The 19,578-nt window shown below is 75.7% G+C and carries 17 protein-coding genes, 1 pseudogene and 1 riboswitch; of the genes and pseudogenes, 6 read left to right on the forward strand and 12 right to left on the reverse strand.

Annotation, left to right across the window (positions count from 1 at the left end; all coding sequences use genetic code 11):
• Nucleotides 1–231: 231 nt before the first annotated feature.
• From REH70_RS04825 to REH70_RS04850, 6 genes are all read left to right on the forward strand, one after another.
• On the forward strand, nucleotides 232–1,380 hold the full coding sequence (locus REH70_RS04825) for a 2-dehydropantoate 2-reductase N-terminal domain-containing protein (protein ID WP_310752764.1): 1,149 nt from the start codon (nucleotides 232–234) through the stop codon (nucleotides 1,378–1,380).
• An 84-nt stretch (nucleotides 1,381–1,464) separates the two neighbouring features.
• Nucleotides 1,465–2,463, forward strand: a complete 999-nt coding sequence (locus REH70_RS04830; RefSeq protein ID WP_310752767.1) for an FAD-dependent oxidoreductase — start codon at nucleotides 1,465–1,467, stop codon at nucleotides 2,461–2,463.
• Nucleotides 2,439–2,705, forward strand: coding sequence for a hypothetical protein (locus REH70_RS04835; protein WP_310752770.1), 267 nt, complete (start codon nucleotides 2,439–2,441; stop codon nucleotides 2,703–2,705). The genes REH70_RS04830 and REH70_RS04835 overlap by 25 nt, the downstream gene beginning before the upstream one ends.
• Nucleotides 2,705–3,607 (forward strand): RNA polymerase sigma factor SigJ, encoded by a 903-nt coding sequence (gene sigJ / locus REH70_RS04840; RefSeq protein WP_310752772.1) that lies wholly within the window; start codon nucleotides 2,705–2,707, stop codon nucleotides 3,605–3,607. Before REH70_RS04835 ends, sigJ begins: the two co-directional genes overlap by 1 nt.
• Before the next feature lie 95 nt (nucleotides 3,608–3,702).
• The gene (kynU, locus tag REH70_RS04845) at nucleotides 3,703–4,959 is read left to right on the forward strand and encodes a kynureninase (RefSeq protein WP_310752774.1); all 1,257 of its coding nucleotides are present in this window, start codon (nucleotides 3,703–3,705) and stop codon (nucleotides 4,957–4,959) included.
• A complete protein-coding gene (locus tag REH70_RS04850; RefSeq protein WP_310752775.1) occupies nucleotides 4,956–6,128 on the forward strand; it encodes an alpha/beta hydrolase in 1,173 nt (390 codons plus the stop codon). Before kynU ends, REH70_RS04850 begins: the two co-directional genes overlap by 4 nt.
• A 53-nt stretch (nucleotides 6,129–6,181) precedes the next feature.
• On the opposite strand, the gene REH70_RS04855 is transcribed toward REH70_RS04850, so the two are convergent.
• The 12 genes and pseudogenes from REH70_RS04855 to REH70_RS04910 all read right to left on the reverse strand — a co-directional run bounded on the left by REH70_RS04855 (nucleotide 6,182) and on the right by REH70_RS04910 (nucleotide 19,450).
• Entirely contained in the window at nucleotides 6,182–9,163 is a 2,982-nt protein-coding gene (locus tag REH70_RS04855) for an NtaA/DmoA family FMN-dependent monooxygenase (RefSeq protein WP_310752776.1), read from the reverse strand.
• 4 nt (nucleotides 9,164–9,167) lie between these two features.
• A complete protein-coding gene (locus REH70_RS04860; RefSeq protein ID WP_310752777.1) occupies nucleotides 9,168–9,968 on the reverse strand; it encodes an energy-coupling factor transporter transmembrane component T in 801 nt (266 codons plus the stop codon).
• The gene (locus REH70_RS04865) at nucleotides 9,965–11,959 is read right to left on the reverse strand and encodes an ABC transporter ATP-binding protein (protein WP_310752779.1); all 1,995 of its coding nucleotides are present in this window, start codon (nucleotides 11,957–11,959) and stop codon (nucleotides 9,965–9,967) included. The genes REH70_RS04860 and REH70_RS04865 overlap by 4 nt, the downstream gene beginning before the upstream one ends.
• The gene (locus REH70_RS04870; RefSeq protein WP_310752781.1) at nucleotides 11,956–12,603 is read right to left on the reverse strand and encodes an ECF transporter S component; all 648 of its coding nucleotides are present in this window, start codon (nucleotides 12,601–12,603) and stop codon (nucleotides 11,956–11,958) included. The genes REH70_RS04865 and REH70_RS04870 overlap by 4 nt, the downstream gene beginning before the upstream one ends.
• Before the next feature lie 15 nt (nucleotides 12,604–12,618).
• On the reverse strand, nucleotides 12,619–13,305 hold the full coding sequence (locus tag REH70_RS04875; RefSeq protein ID WP_310752783.1) for a YkoF family thiamine/hydroxymethylpyrimidine-binding protein: 687 nt from the start codon (nucleotides 13,303–13,305) through the stop codon (nucleotides 12,619–12,621).
• Nucleotides 13,306–13,376: 71 nt separating this feature from the next.
• Nucleotides 13,377–13,457: riboswitch (TPP riboswitch) on the reverse strand.
• An 82-nt stretch (nucleotides 13,458–13,539) separates the two neighbouring features.
• Nucleotides 13,540–14,535 (reverse strand): dihydroxyacetone kinase subunit DhaK, encoded by a 996-nt coding sequence (gene dhaK / locus REH70_RS04880; RefSeq protein WP_310752785.1) that lies wholly within the window; start codon nucleotides 14,533–14,535, stop codon nucleotides 13,540–13,542.
• Nucleotides 14,532–15,176 carry a dihydroxyacetone kinase subunit DhaL gene (gene dhaL, locus REH70_RS04885; protein WP_310752787.1) on the reverse strand — a complete coding sequence of 215 codons (645 nt, stop codon included), beginning with the start codon at nucleotides 15,174–15,176 and terminating at the stop codon, nucleotides 14,532–14,534. The genes dhaK and dhaL overlap by 4 nt, the downstream gene beginning before the upstream one ends.
• An 88-nt stretch (nucleotides 15,177–15,264) precedes the next feature.
• A complete protein-coding gene (locus REH70_RS04890) occupies nucleotides 15,265–16,002 on the reverse strand; it encodes an HAD-IA family hydrolase (protein ID WP_310752789.1) in 738 nt (245 codons plus the stop codon).
• The gene (locus REH70_RS04895) at nucleotides 15,999–16,652 is read right to left on the reverse strand and encodes a class II fructose-bisphosphate aldolase (RefSeq protein WP_310752791.1); all 654 of its coding nucleotides are present in this window, start codon (nucleotides 16,650–16,652) and stop codon (nucleotides 15,999–16,001) included. The genes REH70_RS04890 and REH70_RS04895 overlap by 4 nt, the downstream gene beginning before the upstream one ends.
• 83 nt (nucleotides 16,653–16,735) lie before the next feature.
• Nucleotides 16,736–16,858: pseudogene (locus REH70_RS04900) on the reverse strand (class II fructose-bisphosphate aldolase); the annotation flags it as partial.
• A 129-nt stretch (nucleotides 16,859–16,987) separates the two neighbouring features.
• The gene (locus tag REH70_RS04905; protein WP_310752793.1) at nucleotides 16,988–18,232 is read right to left on the reverse strand and encodes a LuxR C-terminal-related transcriptional regulator; all 1,245 of its coding nucleotides are present in this window, start codon (nucleotides 18,230–18,232) and stop codon (nucleotides 16,988–16,990) included.
• 90 nt (nucleotides 18,233–18,322) lie between these two features.
• Nucleotides 18,323–19,450, reverse strand: a complete 1,128-nt coding sequence (locus REH70_RS04910; RefSeq protein WP_310752795.1) for an ROK family protein — start codon at nucleotides 19,448–19,450, stop codon at nucleotides 18,323–18,325.
• Between the last annotated feature and the right edge of the window lie 128 nt (nucleotides 19,451–19,578).

Raw genomic sequence — 19,578 nt, forward strand, 5'->3', positions numbered from 1 at the left:
TCGCTGAGCTGCCGCGCCGCTGCCGCCGCGCCACCACCTGCCGCGCCGGTGTGGCCGCGCCGCTTGCCGCCGCGCCCCCGGCGCTGTCGCTGCGCCCCGGCGCTGTCGCTGCGCCGCTACCCGCCGCGCCCATGCGGCAGCGCCCCTGGTCGCTAGCTCGCGACGCCACGCACCACGCACCCCCGCCCCCACCGCCGCGCCCCACGCTCGCCCGTGCGCAACGATGCGGCGGTGCGATTCATCATCATCGGCGCCGGTGCGGTCGGCGGGACCATCGGCGGGCGCCTCCACGAGTCCGGCCACGACATCGTCCTCGTCGCGCGCGGCGCCCACCTCGACGCGCTGCGCGAGCGCGGCCTGGAGCTGCACACCCCCGACGGCGTCGCGAACCTTCCGGTCCCCGCTGTCGCGGGACCGGACGAGCTGACGCTGACCGACGACGACGTCCTCGTCTCGGCGGTCAAGTCGCAGGACACCCCGGCGGTCCTCGACACGTGGGCCCACGTCCCGGTGACCGCCGCGTCGTCCGCCACCGCGGCCACCGCCGCGTCGTCCGGCACCGCGGCGACCGCCGCGCCATCCGCCACGCCGGCGACCGCCGCGCCATCCGCCACGCCGGTGACCGCCACACCGTCCGCCACCCCGGCCACCGCCGCGTCCCCCGGCACCGCAGCGACGCGACTGCCGTTCGTGGTCGCGCAGAACGGCGTCGCGAACGAGGTCGCCGCCCTGCGCGTGTTCCGGCGTGTGTACCCGGTCTGCGTCTGGCTGCCGGCGACCTATCTCGAGCCCGGGACGATCCACGCCGAGGGCGGCCCGTACTCCGGGATGCTCACGGTCGGCCGGCTGGGTGGCCCGCTCGACGACGTCTCGGCGCAGGTCGCCACCGCGCTCGCGGCCAGCCGGTTTCTGGCCCCCGAGGACGCCGACGTCATGCGCTGGAAGCACGGCAAGCTGCTCAGCAACCTGCGCAACGGGCTCGACGCGGCGTGCGGCAACGGTCCGGGCACCGACGAGCTCGGCCGCCGGCTGCGCACCGAGGGGGAGGCGGTGCTCCACGCCGCGGGGATCGCGTTCTCGACGCCGGACGAGGAGCGCGAGCGGCGCGGTGACGCGGTGCAGGTCCGGTCGACCGGCGGGTCGCGTGGCGGCAGCTCGACGTGGCAGAGTCTCGCGCGCGGCACCGGCAGCATCGAGGTGGACTACCTCAACGGCGAGATCGGCCTGCTCGGCCGGCTGCACGGCGTCCCGACGCCGGTGAACGACGCCGTCCAGGCGGCCGCCCACCGCCTCGTCATCGAAGGTCGCCCGCCGCGGTCGGTCGACGTCGCCGAGTTGCGGGCGCTCGTCGCCGAGGCGGAGGCGCGCGCGGGCTCGTGACCCACCTCACAGGGTGACGACCTCACATCCGGTCGGCCTGTCTCGTCAGACGTGACGACCCGCCGTCCACCTCGAGGAGCCGCCATGAGCACGCCCACCCCGCGCCGGACCGTCGTCGTCCTGGGCGCCGGATACGCCGGAGTCCTGTGCGCCAACCGGCTGCGCGCGTCCCTCACCGCCGCCGAGGCCGCCCGGACCCGCGTCCGGCTCGTGAACCCGACCGACGTGTTCTGGGACCGCGTCCGCCTGCACGAGCTCGCGGCCGGCAGCCGGGTGTCGGCGTCCGTTCCGCTGCGGGACGTCCTGCACCCGGACGTCGAGATCGTCGTCGGACGGGCCGAGCGCATCGACGCGTCCCGCCGCCACGTCCACCTGGCGCCGGTCGCTGCCGACCCGGTCGTCCCGTACGACCTGCTCGTCCACGCGGTCGGGAGCGAACCCCACCACGACGTCCCCGGCGCGCACGAGCACACGCACGCGATCGGCTCGTCGGCCGGCGCGACCGCGGCACGGACGGCGCTCGCCTCCGCCGCCCCGGGTGCGCGCGTCGTCGTCGTCGGCGGCGGGCTCACCGGGGTGGAGACCGCGGCCGAGGTGGCGGAGCGGCGCCCGGACGCCGACGTCGTCCTGCTCACGGGCGGCGACCTGGTGCCCACCATGCGCCCCGCGGCGCGCCGATCGGTGGCGCGCCGCCTGCGTCGGCTCGGCGTCACGCTGCGCGAGGGTGTGCGCGTGGATCGCGTCGAGGACCGCCGACTCCTGGCCGACGGGGGCACGACGTCGCCTTCGACGTCGCCCTGTGGGCCGCGTCCTTCCGCGCCCCCGACCTCGCCGCCCGCAGCGGCCTGCGCGTCGACGACCTCGGGCGGCTGCGGGTCGGGGCGGACCTGCGCAGCGTCGACGACCCGGCGATCATCGGCGCGGGTGACGCCGTCCGGCTGCCCGACGACGTCGGCGCTCACCTGCGCATGGGCTGCGCCGCCGCGCTGCCACTCGGCGGTGCCGCGGCCGCGACCGTGCTCGCCGTCCTGCGTGGGCAGGAGCCGCCGGCCGCGTCCGTGGGCTACCTCGTGCAGTGCCTGAGCCTGGGGCGGCCGGCGGGGTACGTGCAGGTGGTCCGGGCCGACGACGTCCCCCGTCGTCTCGCCCTGTCGGGCCGGGCAGGCGCCGTGGTCAAGGAGGCGATCTGCCGGATGGCCGGGGAAGCCCCGGCCACCGAGAGCGTGCACCCGGGCCGGTACCGGTCGCCGCGGGGACCCGTCGCGCGGCCGGCCCGGTCGGACCCCGCGCCCGCGCCCGCGCCCGCGGCCAGGGTGGGCGCCTGATGTTCGCGCCGGGCAGCGTGGGGTACCGGCACCTGTTCGGCGTCGCGTACCGGGTGCTCGGGTCGGTGCACGACGCGGAGGACGCCGTCCAGGAGGGGTTCGCCCGGTGGCAGGCGCTGACGCCGGCGGAGCGGGACGCCGTCCGGGAGCCGTTGGCGTGGCTGACCCGGGTGGTCGGTCGGGTGTGCCTCGACGTGCTGGGGTCGGCGCGCTCGCGGCGCGAGGCCGGCGCCGGGATCTGGCTGCCCGAGCCCCTGATCGGGTCGGTCGGCGCCGTCGCGCACGGCTCGGCGGCACCGGTCGACCCGGCCGACGCGGTGAGCATGGACGAGTCGGTGACCCTCGCCCTGCTGGTCGCGATGGAGCAGCTCACGCCGGCGGAACGCGTGAGCCTGATCCTCCACGACGTGTTCGGCGTGCCGTTCGCCGAGGTCGCCGAGGTGGTGGCCCGGACGCCCGAGGCGTGCCGACAGCTGGCGACCTCGGCGCGGCGCCGCCTCCGGTCGGGGCCGCGCGAGACGGTCGCCGGACCGGCTCGGGACGCCGTCGTCACCGCCTTCGCGCGGGCGTGCGCGGCCGGTGACCTCGAGGGGCTCGTGGCGGTGCTCGACCCGGACGTCGTCTCGCGCGCGGACGGCGGGGTGCACATCCGTGCGGCGCGTCGACCCGTCGTGGGAGCGGCGGCGGTCGCGCAGTACCTCCTCGGCGTGACCGCCCGGCAGCAGCGGCACAGCGCGGACCTGCGGCCGTCGGTCGAGCCGGTCAACGGTCGGACGGGCGTCGTCGTGCGGGACCGCGACGCGGTCGTCGCCGTGGTCGACCTCGCGGTGGGCGACGACGGCCGCATCCGCGAGATCGCGATGGTGGTGGACCCGGACAAGCTGACGCAGACCGAGGCATGACGTCGGGCCGCTGCCGACGCCGGGCACGCCGCCCCGCGCGCCGCCACCCGCCGTCGTCGGCGAGGATGAGGCGCCCGCACCCACCCAGGAGACCCGTGACCGCCACGCCGCACGTCGGCACCGACTGGCTCGCCCGCGCGGACGAGCTGGATCGGACCGACCCGCTCGCCGCCGTGCGCGACGAGTTCCTGCTCGACGCCGCCCCGGACGTCGTCTCCTACCTCGACGGCAACTCCCTGGGCCGACCGCTGCGGGCGACGGCGGACCGGATGGCCGAGTTCGTCGGCGGCCAGTGGGCCGGACGCCTCATCCGCGGCTGGACGGACGGGTGGATGCAGTGGCCCGAGACGGTCGGTGACGAGCTCGGCCGCGTCGCGCTCGGCGCCGCCCCCGGGCAGACCGTGGTCGCCGACTCCACGACCGTGCTGTTCTACAAGCTCGTCCGTGCGGCCGTGGACGCCGCCCCACCCGGCCGCGACGAGATCGTGTGCGACACCGACAACTTCCCGACCGACCGCTACGTCATCGAGGGCATCGCCGCCGAGCGCGGGATGACGGTCCGGTGGATCGACACCGACCCCACGGCCGGCGTCACCGTGGAGGAGGTCCGCGCCGCCGTCGGCCCCCGGACGGCGCTCGCGACGTTCAGCCACGTCGCCTACCGCTCGGGCTGGATGGCCGACGCCGTCGCGATCACCGACGCCGTCCACGCCGCGGGCGCCCTCGTGCTGTGGGACCTCAGCCACTCGGTCGGGTCGGTCGAGCTCCGGCTCGACGACTGGGACGTCGACCTCGCGGTCGGGTGCTCGTACAAGTACCTGTGCGGCGGGCCGGGGTCGCCGGCGTTCGGCTACCTCGCGACCCGGCACCACGGCACGCTGCGCCAGCCGGTGCAGGGGTGGATGGGGCACGCCGAGCCGATGCTCATGGGGCCCGGGTACGCGCCGGCGTCCGGTGCCCGCGCGCTGGTCAGCGGGACGCCGCCGATCCTCGCGATGGTCCCGCTGCGGTGCGGTCTCGAGGTGATCGGCCGCGCCGGGATGGCCGCCGTCCGTGCCAAGTCGCTCCGGCTGACCGAGTTCACCCTCGAGCTGGTCGACGCGTGGTTCGGCGACCTCGGGGTCGACGTCGTCTCGCCGCGCGACCCCGCCCGCCGCGGCGGCCACGTCACGCTGCACCGCGCCGACTTCCGCGAGGTCACCGACGAGCTGTGGCGGCGCGGCGTGATCCCCGACTACCGCGACCCCGGCGGCATCCGGATCGGCCCCGCGCCGCTGAGCACGTCGTTCCTCGAGGTGCACGACGGGCTGGCCGTCCTGCGGGACGTCCTCACCGAGCGGCCCGTCCCATGACACCCGACGCCGCCACGGGTCACGCCAGCCGTCACGTCACCGTGCTCGTGGCCCCGGACGAGCTGCCGGACGCCGCCGCGTCGCTCGAGGTGCTCGACGCCGCCCTGGACGCCCGCGGCCTGACCGGCGAGCTCGTGCTGACCGGGTCCCCGGACGAGCTGCGCGACGCGATCGCGGCGGCGACCGCGCGGGGGCACGAGCCCGTCGTCGTGCCCGGGGTGGCGACCGACCTCGGCCCTCTCGCCGCCGACGTCGCCGCACCGGTCCTGCGCCTCGACCTCGACGGCCGCCCGCGCGACCAGGCACCCGCCGTCCGCCGGCACCTGCGGGGCCGCGGCCTCGACGGCCTGCGGTACGCCGTCGACGCGTGGTGGGCGCACCACACGCACCCGCCCGCGCTGACGCACCGCTACGGCCCCGATCGCGACCAGGTCGCCGACCTGCACCTGCCGACGACGCCGCCCGGTCCCGACGGTCACCCGGTCGCCGTCCTCGTCCACGGCGGCTACTGGCGCTCACGCTGGGAGAGCGACCTCATGGAGCCCCTGGCGCTCGACCTCACCGCGCGCGGCTGGGCGACGTGGAACGTCGAGTACCGGCGTCCGGACGACCACGGCTGGGCGGCCACCACCGACGACGTCGCCGCGGCCCTCGCCGCGCTCGCGGACGTCGACGAGCATGCAGACGGCGCCGCGCCGCTCGACCTGGCGCGCGTCGTGACCCTCGGGCACTCCGCCGGCGGTCAGCTCGCCATCCGGCTCGCGGCCGACGTCGCCGCGGACGTCACCACCGACCACGCACCCCACGTCCGCCCGGCGCTCACGGTCTCCCTCGCCGGCGTGCTCGACCTCGTCGCGGGCGACCGCCTCGGGCTGGGTGGCGGCGCAGTCGCTGCCGCCCTCGGTGCCCGGCCCGAGGACGCGCCGGACCTGTATCGGGCGTCGTCACCGCTCTCGCGGGTTCCGGTCGGCCTACCGCTCGCGGTGGTGTGCGGTCTCGACGACGACCCGCACCTGCTGGCCATGGCCCGCGCCTTCGCGACGCAGGCCCGCGCCGCCGGCGACGACGTCGTCACGGTGGAGGGGCCGGGGGACCACTTCGCCGTCGTCGACCCGCGGTCCCGCCTGTGGCGCGCCGTCCTCGACGTGCTGGAGCCGCTCGCGCCGTGACCGGCGCGGGCCTGCACGGCCCGGCTGCGAGTGACCCCGCTGCGAGTGACGCGTCAGTGCGCCCCGACCGGCGCCTCGGCCGCGACACCCGTCCGGTCGTCGTCGGCGGCGGCCGCGGCGCGCGCGACCCGGTCCCGCTGCCCGCGCAGCACCGTCGCCCCGACGACGGTGACCAGCGCGAACCCGATCGCGGACGCCCAGAACGCGGTCTGGTACCCCTCGAGCGCCGCCGCGGCCTGCACGGCCGGCGACGCGTCGCGACCGACGAGGTAGTCGGCCGTCGCGTTGGCGGCCAGGGTGCTCAGCAGCGCGGTGCCGATCGACCCGCCGACCTGCTGCATGGTGTTCACGGTGGCCGACGCGACGCCGGCGTCCTGGCGCTCGACGCCGGACGTCGCGGTGGCGAAGCTCGAGGAGAAGATGAGGCCGAGGCCGGCGCCGAGCACGACGATCGCGGGCAGGACCGTGGTCGCGTACGCGGTGTCGACGCCGATCCGGGTCAGCAGCACCATGCCGATCGTGGCGAGCGAGCCACCGACCGTGACGAGCACCCGCGGGCCGACGCGCGGCAGCAGCCGGGCACCGACGAGGGTCGAGGACAGCATGATCGACGCGCTCATCGGCAGGAAGGCGAAGCCGGTCTGCAGGGCCGAGAAGCCGAGCGTGAGCTGCAGGTAGTACGTGAGGAACAGGAACAGCCCGAACATCCCGATGGCGACGAGGCCGATGGCGAGGAACGCCCCGCCGCGGTCGCGGTCGAGCACCACGCGCAGCGGCAGCAGGGGATGGGCGACCCGGCGCTGGAGCAGCACGAAGCCCACGAGCAGCGCGACGCCGAGGACGAGGCAGACGGCGGTGAGCGTGTCGTCCCAGCCGTTGACCTCGGCGTTCGAGAACCCGTAGACGATCGCGACGAGGCCGAGCGTCACGGTCAGGACGCCGGGCAGGTCGATGTGCGGACGCGTGGCCGGGCGCGGGACCGCGTGCAGGTAGAGGAAGGCGCCCACGACGCCGACCGCGGCGATGAGGATGTTCACGTACAGGCACCACCGCCACGACGCGTACTCGGTGAGCACGCCGCCGAGCAGCAGCCCGATGGCCGCGCCCGATCCGGCGATCGCGCCGAAGATGCCGAACGCCTTGCCTCGCTCCCGGGGGTCGGTGAACGTCGTGGTGAGCAGGGACAGCGCGGCCGGGGCGAGCAGGGCGCCGAACACGCCCTGCAGGGCGCGTGCGGCGACGAGCCACTCGAACGACGTCGCCGCGCCGCCGAGCGCGGAGGCGGCGGCGAAGCCGATGAGGCCGGTGACGAACGCGGGGCGCCGGCCGAAGAGGTCGGAGAGCCGACCACCGAGCAGCAGCAGGCTGCCGAACGCGAGCGAGTAGGCCGTGACGACCCACTGCCGCTGGTCGTTGTCGAACCCGAGGTCGGCCTGGGCGGTGGGCAGCGCGATGTTCACGATGGTGCTGTCGAGCACGACCATGAGCTGGGCGACGCCGATGACGGCCAGCCCCAGCCACCGGTGGTCCCGTCCGCTCGAGGTGGGTGCGGCAGCGGCGGTCGTGCCGCCGGGGGCGGCACGCAGGGAGGACGACGTCGGGTCGGTCATGGGGCGCCCTTCAGGCGGACAGCGGGGAGGACGCGTTCGACGCTGGACGCTGCTGGAGGCTAACGCCGCCGACGTCGTCCTGCTTCCCGGCGCCGACCAGCCATCACCGCACGACGGCCCCAGCCGATCGCGCAGCGTCGTCCCGTCGTACCGGCGCCGGAACCGGCCCCGGCGCTGCAGCTCGGGGACCACACCGTCGACGAACTCCGTGAGTGACGACGGGTAGAGCGCCGACATCACGACGAACCCGTCCGCGGCGCCCGAGTCGAACAGGTCGCACAGGTACTCCGCGACCGTGGCCGGCGAGCCGGTCGGCTGGGGCTTGAGCTGCGTCATCGCCTGCCGGACCGCGAGGTCCCGGACGGTGAGCCCCTCGGCACGGCACGCGCGCAGCAGCATCTCCTCGAACCCGTCGCTGCCGGTGGAGCCGCGGTGGGCCTCGATGAGGCGGGCGGCGTCGGCGTCGGGGTCGAGCTCGTCCGGGGCGGCGTGCAGCAGCCGACCGAGCACCGTGAGCACCTCGGACTCGTCGAGGAGGTCCTCGAGCTCTGTCACGCGCCGGTGGGCGGCCGCGTCGGTCGGCCCGACGACGGGCTGGACGGCCGGGAGCACCCGGAGGTCGTCGGGGTCGCGCCCGTGCGCGGCGGCCCGCTCGCGCAGCTCGGTCCGCAGGGCGCGCATCGCCTCGGGGGAGTCGGCGCTGGCGAAGACCACCTCGGCCCACCGGGCGGCGAATGCCTTGCCACGGTCGGAGGCACCGGCCTGCATGAGCACCGGCCGACCCTGCGGGCTGCGGGGGAGGGTGATCGGCCCCCGGCTGAGCGGCGGACCGTCGCCGCGGGCCGGGATGCGACCGATCCGGGCCGGGGCGGCGAAGACGCGGCCCGGCCGGTCGAGGGTCAGCGCGTCCGGCTGCCAGGTGTCCCACAGGTCGAGCACGGTCTGCACGACTCGGTCGGCGTGGTCGTACCGCTCACCTTTCGGCGGCATCGCGGGCAGCCCGAGGTTGCGGGCTTCGGCGTCGGTGGTCGAGGTGACGATGTTCCACGCCGTCCGCCCGCCGGACAGGTGATCGAGGGTCAGCAGCGTGCGGGCGATCGCGTACGGCGGCAGGAACGTCGTGGACACCGTCGCCCCGAGCCCCAGGTGCTGCGTGGCGCCCGCGGCGACGGCGGCGACGACCACGGGGTCGAGGTAGATCGTGCCCTTGCCGCCGGTCCGGACCGTGGTCGCGTAGTCCCCGGTGTGGTCCTCGGGCACCGCGAGCGCGTCGGGCAGGAACATCATGTCGAAGCACCCGCGTTCCAGCGTGCGGGCGAGGTCGGCGTAGAACCGGGCGTCGAGCCAGTCGGTCCGGCTCAGCGGATGACGCCAGTTCTCCGCGTACTGGCTGGTCGGCGGGGTGACCATCGCGATCAGGTGCATGGTGTCAGCGGGTGAGCGCACCGGGACCCTCCAGGATGTCGAGGACGGCGCTGAGCGCCAGGACGAGGGCGAGCACGGCGAGCACACCGACGACGAGCCCGGCGTCGCGGCGGTCCACCGCCACGGGCCGCCACGTCGTGTGCGGTGTCCGCCCGAGACCGCGGGACTCCAGGGCCTGCGACATGCGCTCGCCCTTGCGCAGCGAGACCACGAGCAGCCCGAAGACGACGCCCGCGTGGTGCCGGACGCCGAGCACGGCCCGGCCGTCGTCGCGCAGGGGAGCCCGCACGGCGTGCGCGTGCTGCAGGGTCGCCCACTCGCGCGGCATCTCCTGGAGCATCCGGTACCCGGCGAGCGCCGCGTAGGTGACCCGCGGGCTGAGCCGGGCGTTGCTGCGCAGGCTCGTCATGAGCGCGACGCCGTCGGTCGACAGCAGGAAGCCGACCGCCAGCACCCCGATGAGCAGGGTGCGGGCGGCCAGGGCCGTCCCGATCTCGACGCCCTCCTGCGTGACCCGCAGCGGCCCCGCCGTCCACAGCACCGTCCCGGGCCGGGACAGCGCGTTGACCAGGAGCACGCCGACGGCGAACGCGACGAACGGCACGTGCGCGAGCGCGAGCGTGCGCGGCGCGGCCCGCGTCCCGACGACGACGCCGACCAGCGCGAGGCCGTAGAGCACCCCGGGGGTGAGCGGGTCGAGCACGAAGAGCACGACCACCGAGACCACGGTGAGCAGCGCGAGCTTGACCGTCGGATTGCGCCGCGCGAGCGGCGAGTCGGTGACCGTGCGGCCCAGCGCGCTCATCGGGCCACCGCCGCGTCCAGCCGGCGCACGACTGCGGTGACCGCACTGTCCGGCAGGTGCTCGAGCAGCCACGCGACCAGCGGCGGCACGGCCAGCCCGGCGCGTCGCATCAGCGCGGTGTCGCGCAGCGTGGCCGCCGTCGGGCCGTCCGCGAGCACGCCGCCCCCGCCGAGGACGACGACGCGGTCCGCGACCGAGACGACCGTGCGCAGGTCGTGGCTCACCAGGACGACGGCGGTCCCGGCCGCGGCGGCGGCCCGCAGCGTCGCGACGGTGGCGAGCGTGTCGCGGCGGTCCAGGCCGAGGGTCGGCTCGTCGGCGAGGAGGACGGGGCGCTCGTGCGCGAGCATCGCCGCGAGGCTCAGCCGCCGCTTCTCCCCGCCGGACAGCCGGAACGGGCTGGCGTCGGCGAGGTGCTCGAGCCGGTGCCGCCGCAGCCGCTCGGGGACCACCGCGGCGGCGACGTCGGCCGGCAGCCCGTGGGCGATCTCGCCCGCGACGGTGTGCGCGACGAACCCGTGCTCGGCGTTCTGGAAGACCAGCCCCGGGCGGGGGCCCTCGACGCGGCCCGCCAGCGGGGGCAGGAGCCGGGCGAGGGTGAGCAGCAGCGTCGTCTTGCCGACGCCGTTCGCGCCCAGCAGCGCCACGACCTCGCCCGGGCGGACGGTCAGGTCGACGCCGGCGAGCACGGCGCCCGCCGGCGCGCCGGTCGCCGGCTCGGGCCGGCGACCTCGTCGCCGGCCGTGCCCACCCCGCCCGCCCCGGCGCGGAGCCGGACCGGCGGCGTCGCGCCCGACCGCCAGGCCGCGCGCGGCGAGAACGGGCGCGGGGTCGTCGGTCCCGGGACGGTCCGGTCCGGCGGCGGCCGCAGCGGCAGCCGGGACGTCGTGGGCCAGACCCAGGACGAAGCGCCGGTTGGCCTCCGCCGCGAGCCCGCCCTCGACCCCGGTCAGCGCGACGAGCTCGGCGTCCAGCGGCAGCCAGCAGCCCGCGGCGTGCAGGCGCGCGGCATGGTCGCGCAGCACGACCGCCGTCGGGCCGTCGGCGAGCACCCTGCCGTCCTCGCTCAGCGCCAGCGCCCGCGCGGGCAGTCCGGCGGTGCCGGCCGGGCCGGCCCACTCGTCGAGCCGGTGCTCGACCAGGACGACCGCCGGTCGGGGCCGCGTGACCGTCCCGGTCGCCCCGCCGCCCGCCCGCTCGCTCGCCGCGTCGCCCGGATCCCCGCCGGGCACCTCGCCGGGCACCTCGCCGGGCCCGGTGCGCACCGCGGACCGCACCGCGGACCGCACGGACGCGACGCCGTCGGGGTCGAGCATCGACGTCGGCTCGTCGAGCAGGAGGACCGCGGGCTCGGTCACCAGGGCCGCCGCGAGCGCGACCCGCTGGGACTCGCCGCCGGACAGCGCCGCCGTCGCGCGGTCACGCAGGTGCCCGGCGCCGACCGTGGCCAGAGCGGCGACCACCCGCGGCCCGATCCCCGCCGGGTCGACGGCGTCGTTCTCCAGCGGCAGCGCGAGCTCCTGCTCGACGAACGGCAGGCACACCGCCGACGCTGGGTCCTGCGCGAGCACCCCGAGGTGGCGTGACCGTTCGACGACGGACGTGTCCGCCGTCGTCGTCCCCACCACCGTCACCTCGCCGGTGAGCTCGGCGTGCACCGCGTGCGGGACGACGCCGGTCACGGCGTGCAGCACGCTCGACTTGCCGGACCCGGAGGGGCCCAGCACCACGACCTGCTCACCCGGGCCCACCCGCAGCGACACCGCGCGCAGCACGGGCTCGGGATGGCGCGGGAACCGCACCGACACGTCGCGGAGCTCGACGACGGCCCCTGCCGTCGCGCCGGCCTCTGCCGTCGCGCCGGCCTCTGCCGTCGCGCCGGCCTCTGCCGTCGCGCCGACCCGCGCCGTCTCGGCGGCCCGCGCCGACCCGGCGACGTGCGCCGCCTCGGCCGCGCCGGTGGACGGGAGGACCGCCTCGTCCGCGCTCACCGCCCGACCGCGTCGCGACCGATCGCGAAGTTGTCGACCACGCCGGTGCGCGCGATCGCGCTCACGATCACCTTCGCGAGCAGGCCGCCGAGCACGATTCCGGACACGAGCTGCATGCCGAACCGCAGGAAGAAGATCTCCTGGCCGTACCAGCCGGACCGGAACGCCGACCAGAAGAACACCAGCCCGGCGCCGAGCAGCCCGGAGACCGCGAAGACGGTCCACCCGAACCGCCGGTAGCGGGTGAGCGCGAACGGCAGCTCGCTGCCCGCGCCCTGCAGGATCGCGGCGACCATGAGCAGCGGCCCGACCGGTGAGCCGAGGAACACGAACTCCACGACGGAGGCGAGCAGCTCGGCGACGACGCCGGCGAACGGCCGCCGGACGATCGCGACGGCGATGGGGGCGACGAGCAGCCAGCCGCCGAGCAGGACGTGCTGGGAGAGGTCGCCCGCGGGGCCCATGAGGATGCTCAGGCCGTTCCACGCCTGGACCAGGGCCCAGTACGCGAACCCGAACACGACGCCGAGCACGACGACGAGGACGAGGTCCTTGAGGTCCCACGCCGTGCGGCGGGTGCGGGCCGCGCGGGCGGACGAGGCGGCGGGGGAGGAGGCGGAGGAGGGGGAGCCGGTGGTGGTCATGTCCGTCCCTGCCGCTCAGGCGCCGGCGGGGCTCGGCGAGCCCACGGACACGGTCAGGTGGGTGACGACGTGCGGCACGTGCGCACCGACCTCGGCCCAGGCGTCGGCCGCCGTCGCGAGCACCTCGGCGATGTCACCGGTCAGCCGGGTCGCGTAGTGGACGGAGCCCGTCGCGGTGCCCCGGGCGCGGGCCCGCTCGATCGCGGCCTCGATCGGGGCCATGTGGCTGCCCGCGTCGCTGCCGCCGTCGAGCAGGGGGTACAGCGACCACTGGGCGGTCGCGGCGACCCCGGTCGGCGCGATCTCGACCGGCGCGGCGGCCGGCAGCCCGGTGACGGTGAGGTCGCAGGTGACCTCGCCGGGGCACCCGCGGGACAGCAGCACGTGCGCGACGACGTGCCCACCGCCGGTCCGGCGCGACGCGGCGGCGAGCACACCGGCGAGGTAGCCGACGATGCGCTGCTCCGCCGGGGCGTCGACCGCGCCGACGTAGGTGCTGACGTCGTCGGTCTCGAGCACGAGGCCGTCGGTGAGCCCGGCGTCCGCCGCGTCGGCGAGCGCGCCGAAGATCACGTCGACGAAGTCGCCGGTGTGCGGGTGCAGGCTGAACCGGGCGCCGATGCCGAGGCGCGCGGGAGTCGCGTCGTCGGGCGTGCCGGTCAGGCTGCCGGTCGGACGGGTGACGTGCGTGGTGGTGGTCATGGCGGTCCCTCCCAGAAGGGCCCGCGGGTACGTCGAGACCGCCCGACGCGCGCGCGTCGGGCGGTGCCCTGCTCCCTACGCCGGTACGAACCGGATCAGGTGGACGGGTCTGCGGACGGTCCGCACTCTCAGCGCTCCACAGCGCTCCCCGGGGGTGCCGCCGAACCTAGCCACGTGCCACGGCGGTGTCCAGGCTGCGGTCACCGCGTCCCGCGGCCTGGACACCGTCGCCGGTCAGAACACCCGGATCGCGACCTCCGCCGGGGCGGCCAGGAGCTCCTCGATCTCGTCGTCGAGCCGGACCATCGTCAGCGACGCGCCCGCCATGTCGAGCGAGGTGCAGTACTCGTTCACGTAGCTGCGGCCGACCGTGATGCCGCGCTCCGCGAGGAGCCCGTGCGCGCGGCGGAACAGCAGGTACAGCTCGCTGATCGGGGTGCCACCCAGGCCGTTGATCATGAGCGCGACACGGTCGCCGTCGGCGAACGGCAGGTCGCTCGCCACGGCCTCGACGAGCTCGTCGACGATCGCGTCGGCGTTCGTCAGCGGCCGGCGCTCGCGGCCGGGCTCGCCGTGGATGCCGACGCCGAACTCCATCTCGTCCGCGCCGAGCTCGAACAGCGGCGACCCCTTCGCGGGCGGCGTGCACGCGGTGAGGGCGACCCCCATGGAGCGGGTGACGCTGTTGACCTTGCGGCCGATGCGCAGGAGCTCGTCGAGGTCCGCGCCGCGCTCGGACGCCGCGCCGACCGCCTTGATGACGAAGAAGTTCCCGGCGACGCCGCGCCGGCCGATCGTGTACGTGGAGTCCTTCACCGCGACGTCGTCGTCGACCATGAGGATCTCGACCTTGAGGCCGTCCGCCTCGGCCATCTCCTTGCCCATGTCGAACGCCATCCGGTCGCCGGTGTAGTTGTTCACCAGCAGCAGGACGCCCTTCGGCGAGGCGAGCCGCTTCGCGGTCTCGTAGACGTAGTCCATGGGTGGGGCGGCGAAGACGTCGCCGGGGCACGCGGCGTCGAGCATGCCGCGGCCGACGATCATCACGTGGGCCGGCTCGTGCCCGGACCCGGAGCCCTGGACGATCGACACCTTGTCCTCGCGGGGCGCGTCGGAGCGCATGATGAGGTTGAACTCCGGCACGTAGGTCAGCGTGTCCGGGTTGGCCAGCGCGATGCCCTCGAGCATCTCCGGGACGAACCTCTTCGGGTCGTTGACGAACTTCTTCACGACACTCCTTCCGTCTGCCACACCTGGTTGATGGATTCGATGATCACGGCGAGCCCCATGGCGCCGGCGTCGACCGAGCCCTTACTCCGCTCGCCGGTGTACGACGCGCGCCCCCGCCGGGCGACCATGTCGCGGGTCGCCTCGGCGGCCTCGCGCACGGTGGTCGTGGCGGCGGCGAGCGCGGCGGCGCCGTCCGCGCCCGACCGCAGCTCGTCCTCGAGGCGGTCGGTGAACGGCACGAGCGCGTCGAGCAGGGTCTTGTCGCCGACGTCGGACTGCCCGCGCGCCTTGATGCCCTCGGCCGCGCTGCGCAGCATCGCGACCACCTGCTCACCGGTCAGGGTGGTCGCGCCGCCGGCGACCATCCCGGCGCGCAGGAACGCGGTGCCCCAGATGGGTCCGGACGTCCCGCCGATCCGCGACGTGATCGTCATGCCGGCCTTCTTGAGGAAGGTCCCGATGTCGGTGCGATCGAGGTCGTCCCAGCCTTCGAGGAGCTTCTCGAAGCCGCGGGCGAGGGAGTAGCCGAAGTCGCCGTCGCCGACGACGGCGTCCAGCTCGCCGAAGTAGGTCTCGTTCTCCACGGCGGTCCGGGCGATCGTGCGGACGACGAGCTCGACGTCCTGGGCGCTGCCGGTCATGCGTCACCTCCAGCGGTCGGGTCGGCGGGGTCGGTCGGCGCGGTCGGGTTCCTGCCGGCCGCGAGGCAGGCCCGCAGGTCGTCCAGCGTCAGGTGGTCACCGGGGCGGACGTCGGCGCGGTCGGCGAGCACCTCGATCGGGGGCGTCCGGGGTCGCCGAGCTCGGAGACCACGAGCACGGCCTCGTCGAACGCCTCGTCGCGCGTGTAGCCGTTGACGGTCACCAGGCACGGCAGTCCGGCGCGGGTCGCGGCGAGCAGGCCGTTGCGGGAGTCCTCCACGACGAGCGTGTCGGCCGGGTCCAGCCCGAGTCGCTCCACCGCGAGGAGGTAGATCGCCGGGTCCGGCTTCTTCGCCGGCACGACGTCGCCCGCGAACACCGGGACGCGCGCGGCGGTCTCGTCACCGACGGCGTGGGCGAGGACCGCCCGGACCGAGGGCTCGGCCGACGTGGAGGCGACCGCGACCGTCCAGCCGGCGTCGAGCGCGGCGGTGACCAGGCGCGCGATGCCCGGCCGGGCCGGGATCGCGCCGTCGGCGACGAGCGCGGTGAAGCGGGCGGTCTTGTCCCGGTGCCAGGCCGCCAGCAGGTCGGCGCGGGCGGCGTCGTCGTCGGGGATGCCGGCGGCGCGGACGAACTCGGGGTCGGCGAACAGGCTCGCCATGCGCTCCTTGCCGCCGCCGATCCGCAGCTTCTCGGCGTAGTCGTCCTCGCTCCACCGCACCGGCAGGTCGTGCGCGGCGAACGTCGCGTTGAACGCCGGCAGGTGCCCGTAGCGCTCGGTGTCGCCCAGGACGCCGTCGCAGTCGAAGATGAGCGCGGTCACGCGGCACGCCCCGCGCTGCCGAACAGCCGGATGTGGCTCCGCGCCATCTCCAGCACGGCGGTCCGCTGCGCGGTGAACAGCGCCGGCGGGTCCCACCTGCCGCGGGCCTCCGCCTCCTGCAGGTGGGCGAGGCTTGCCTTGAGGTAGGCCTCCTTGAGCGCGGTGGAGATGTTGACCTTCGCGCAGCCGCGGGCGATGAGGTCGGTGAACTGCTCGTCGGTCAGGCCGGTCCCGCCGTGCAGCGCCATCGGGATGCCGGTGGCCTCGACGAGGTCGGTGACCCGCTGGTGGTCGAGGGTCGGTGCGGCGGTGTACTGACCGTGCGCGTTGCCGATCGCGGGGGCGAAGCAGTCGATGCCGGTGCGGCGGATGAAGTCGACCGCGACCTCGAGCGTCTGGATGACCGGAGAGTCGTCCGAGCCGACGCCGTCCTCGACGCCCTGGATGCCCTCGATCTCGCCCTCGACGTGCGCGCCGTGCCGGCGTGCCTCGGCGACGACCTCGGTGGTCTGCCGCAGGTTCTCCGCGACGTCGAGCTCGTGCGCGTCGAACAGCACCGAGCTCCACCCACCCTCGAGGCAGTCGGTGATGACGGACCGGTCGGGGCAGTGGTCCAGGTGCAGCGCGACCGGGACCGGGACGTCGCGCACGAGCGCGGAGAAGATGCCGTAGAGGGGTCACGTCCGTACATCCGCACCGTCTTGACCGACGTCTGCAGGATGACCGGGGCGTTCTCCTCGACGGCGGCCGCCAGGACGGCCTCGATGCTGAGGTCGTTGACGACGTTGATGGCCGCGACGCCGTACCGGTCGGCCAGCGCCCGGTCGAGGAGGTCCTTCAGCGGGACGACGGGCATCCGGTCTCCCTACGCCGGTGGGCGCCAGGTCGGCGCGGGGCCGTCCGGCGGCGGGGCGTCGTCGCCCGGCGACACCAGTGGACCCCGGCGGCGGGTCCCGGCGGCATGGGGAAAGCCCCCATCCTCCGCTCAGATCCACCCCCGCTCGAGGGCGTGCACCGCCGCACCGGTGCGGCTGCGGGTGCCGGTCTTGCGGATCGCGGCGCCCACGTGCTTCTCGACCGTCTTGGGTGACACGACCAGGCGACGGGCGATCTCCCGGTCCGCCAGGCCGCTCGCGACCAGGGCGAGCACCTCGGTCTCCCGGGCGGTGAGCGGGCTGGTCGCGGTGGGGCCGGCGGCCTCCACCGCCGCGACCCGAGGACCGGCGGGATGGTCGGGGGCGAGCGCGGCGAGCGGCACGTCGGTGACCGCGGCGTCGGTGATCGGCGCCGGCGGCAGGTCGGTGTAGGGCAGGTCCGCGCGCAGCAGGGTGCCCCAGCCGGGCACGTGCGCGACGTCGGCCGCACCGCCGGTCCCGGCGGCCAGGGCGTGCAGGGCGCGGCGCTCGGCGTCGTCGATCCGGTCGACCGCGTCGCGTCCGGCGCCACCGGCCCCCTCGTGCTGGATGAGCAGCCGCAGGGTGCTGCTGCGGTGCACGAGCGCGACGTGCAGGCGCGACGGCGGCTCACCGCGCGCGGCGGCACGCTCGGCGGACGCGACGAGGTCGAGGGCGGCCCGTGCGAGCGTGGCGGGGACCGGGCGCACGCGCCCGACCTCGGTCAGGGTCGTCGGCGCACGCGTGCCGGCGTCGGGCTCCTGGCCGCGGTCGCGGATGAGCCGGGCGAGCGACGGCTCACCGGACCCGGCGGTCACGATCGCGCCGGCGGCGGTCTGCGTGAGGACGTCGAGCCGGTCGATCTCGGCCGCGGTGAACCGGCGGCGCCGCCCGGCGAACGCGACGTTGACGCCGATGAGGTCCCCACGCCACCAGATCGGCACCGCGACGACGGACCCGCGGTTGGCGGGGTGGTCGGGCGGCAGGTGACGTGACGTCAGCGCGGAGTAGTCGTCGATGACGACCGGACCGCGGTGCGCGACGGCGTGCCCGGTCGCGCCGTCCGCGAGGGAGAAGGTGTCACCGAGCCGGCACAGGATGCCGCGCTCGGCGACCTTGCTGTAGGTGCCCGCGTGGTGGTCGACCACCGAGATGCTGCCCGCGATCCCCCCGACGAGCGGCCGGCTGTGCTCGAGCAGGCTGTGCAGCGTCGGGGTCAGGCGTAGGTCGGAGTACAGGCTCGCGACCGCACGCCCGAGGCGGAACGGGCCGTCGGGCGGGTCCGGTGGGTGCGCGGAGGGTGCGTCCGTGGTGCTGCAGTCGTCGTCGACCGTCACGCGAGCGACCCTAACGTGCCGCCCGCCGTCACCGAGCGCCCGTGCGGGGGCAGCTCTCGGCGACCCGGGCCTACGCCCCGAGCGCCGCGTTCACCGCCGTCGCCGAGTACTCCCGCTCGACCAGCATCGCGGCCAGCCCTGCCGCCGCGGCGTCCTCACCGAGCCCGGCCAGGTGCACCGTGAGGTGCCGGGTCGCACGGGGAGGGACCGCGGGTACAGCGTCTCGCGGACGCCGGCCAGCAGCGGTGCGGAGGCGAGGGCGCCGCCGATCACCACCTCCCCGGGGTTGAGCAGGCACACCACCGTCGCCATGACCTCGCCGATCACGCGGCCGGCCGCCTGGGTCAGGCGGTGGGCGTCGGGGTCGCCCTGGGCCAGCAGCGCGCCGACGTCCGACCCCGATGTCGCCGGCGTGCCGAGGTCGGTCAGGGCCCGGGCCACGGCCCGCCCGGAGGCGACGGCCGCGAGGCATCCGTGGGCGCCGCACTGGCACACCGCGTCCTCGTGCCCGGCCAGCCGGACGTGCCCGATGTCCCCGGAGCCGCCGTCGACCCCCCGGTACACCCGGCCGTCGATGACGATGCCGGTGCCGATCCCGGTCGAGACCTTCACGAGGCACAGCGATCGCGAGCCGGGGTAGCCCGCGCGTTGCTCGCCGAGCGCGGCGGCGTCGGCGTCGTTGGCGACGAGGACCGGGACGCCCAGCGCGTCGTGCAGGTGGTCGGGGACCGGGTAGGCGTCCCAGCCGGGCATGATCGGCGGCTGGGACGGCCGGCCGGTGTCCGGGTCCACCGGCCCCGGGACGCTGAGGCCCATCCCGCCGACCCGCCCTGCGGCGATGCCGGCGCGCTCGAGCAGGTCGAGGGCGGTCGCGGTGATGGCCTCGAGGGTCCGCGCCGGTCCGGCCGCCACGGCCAGGTCGATGCGTCGCCGGTGCTCGATGCGTCCGGCGAGGTCCGTCACGGCGATCGTGGTGTGGGTCGTCTCGACGGTCGCGGCGAGCAGGTGTGCGTGCGCGGTGTTGAACTCCAGCCGGCGCGGCCGACGACCGCCCGTGACGCGATCCGTGCCGTTCTCCACGACGAGGCCGGCGGCGAGCAGGGCGTCGACGCGCCCGGCGACCGTCATCCGGGACAGCCCGGTGACCGCGAGGACGTCACCACGGGTGACCGCCCGCCCGCTGCGGATGAGCTCGAGGACGTCGCCCGGTCCGGGCATGGGTGGAACTCCCGTCCGAGTCGTGATCGAAAAGTGATTGACCGCTATTCATCTTATGTCTAGCGTCTTTGCATATCAGCCCGGGACGACGACGTCCCGAACCTGTCCGCAGCACCACCCAGCGCGAG

Source organism: Cellulomonas sp. ATA003 (assembly GCF_031582905.1).
Taxonomy (GTDB): Bacteria; Actinomycetota; Actinomycetes; order Actinomycetales; family Cellulomonadaceae; genus Pengzhenrongella.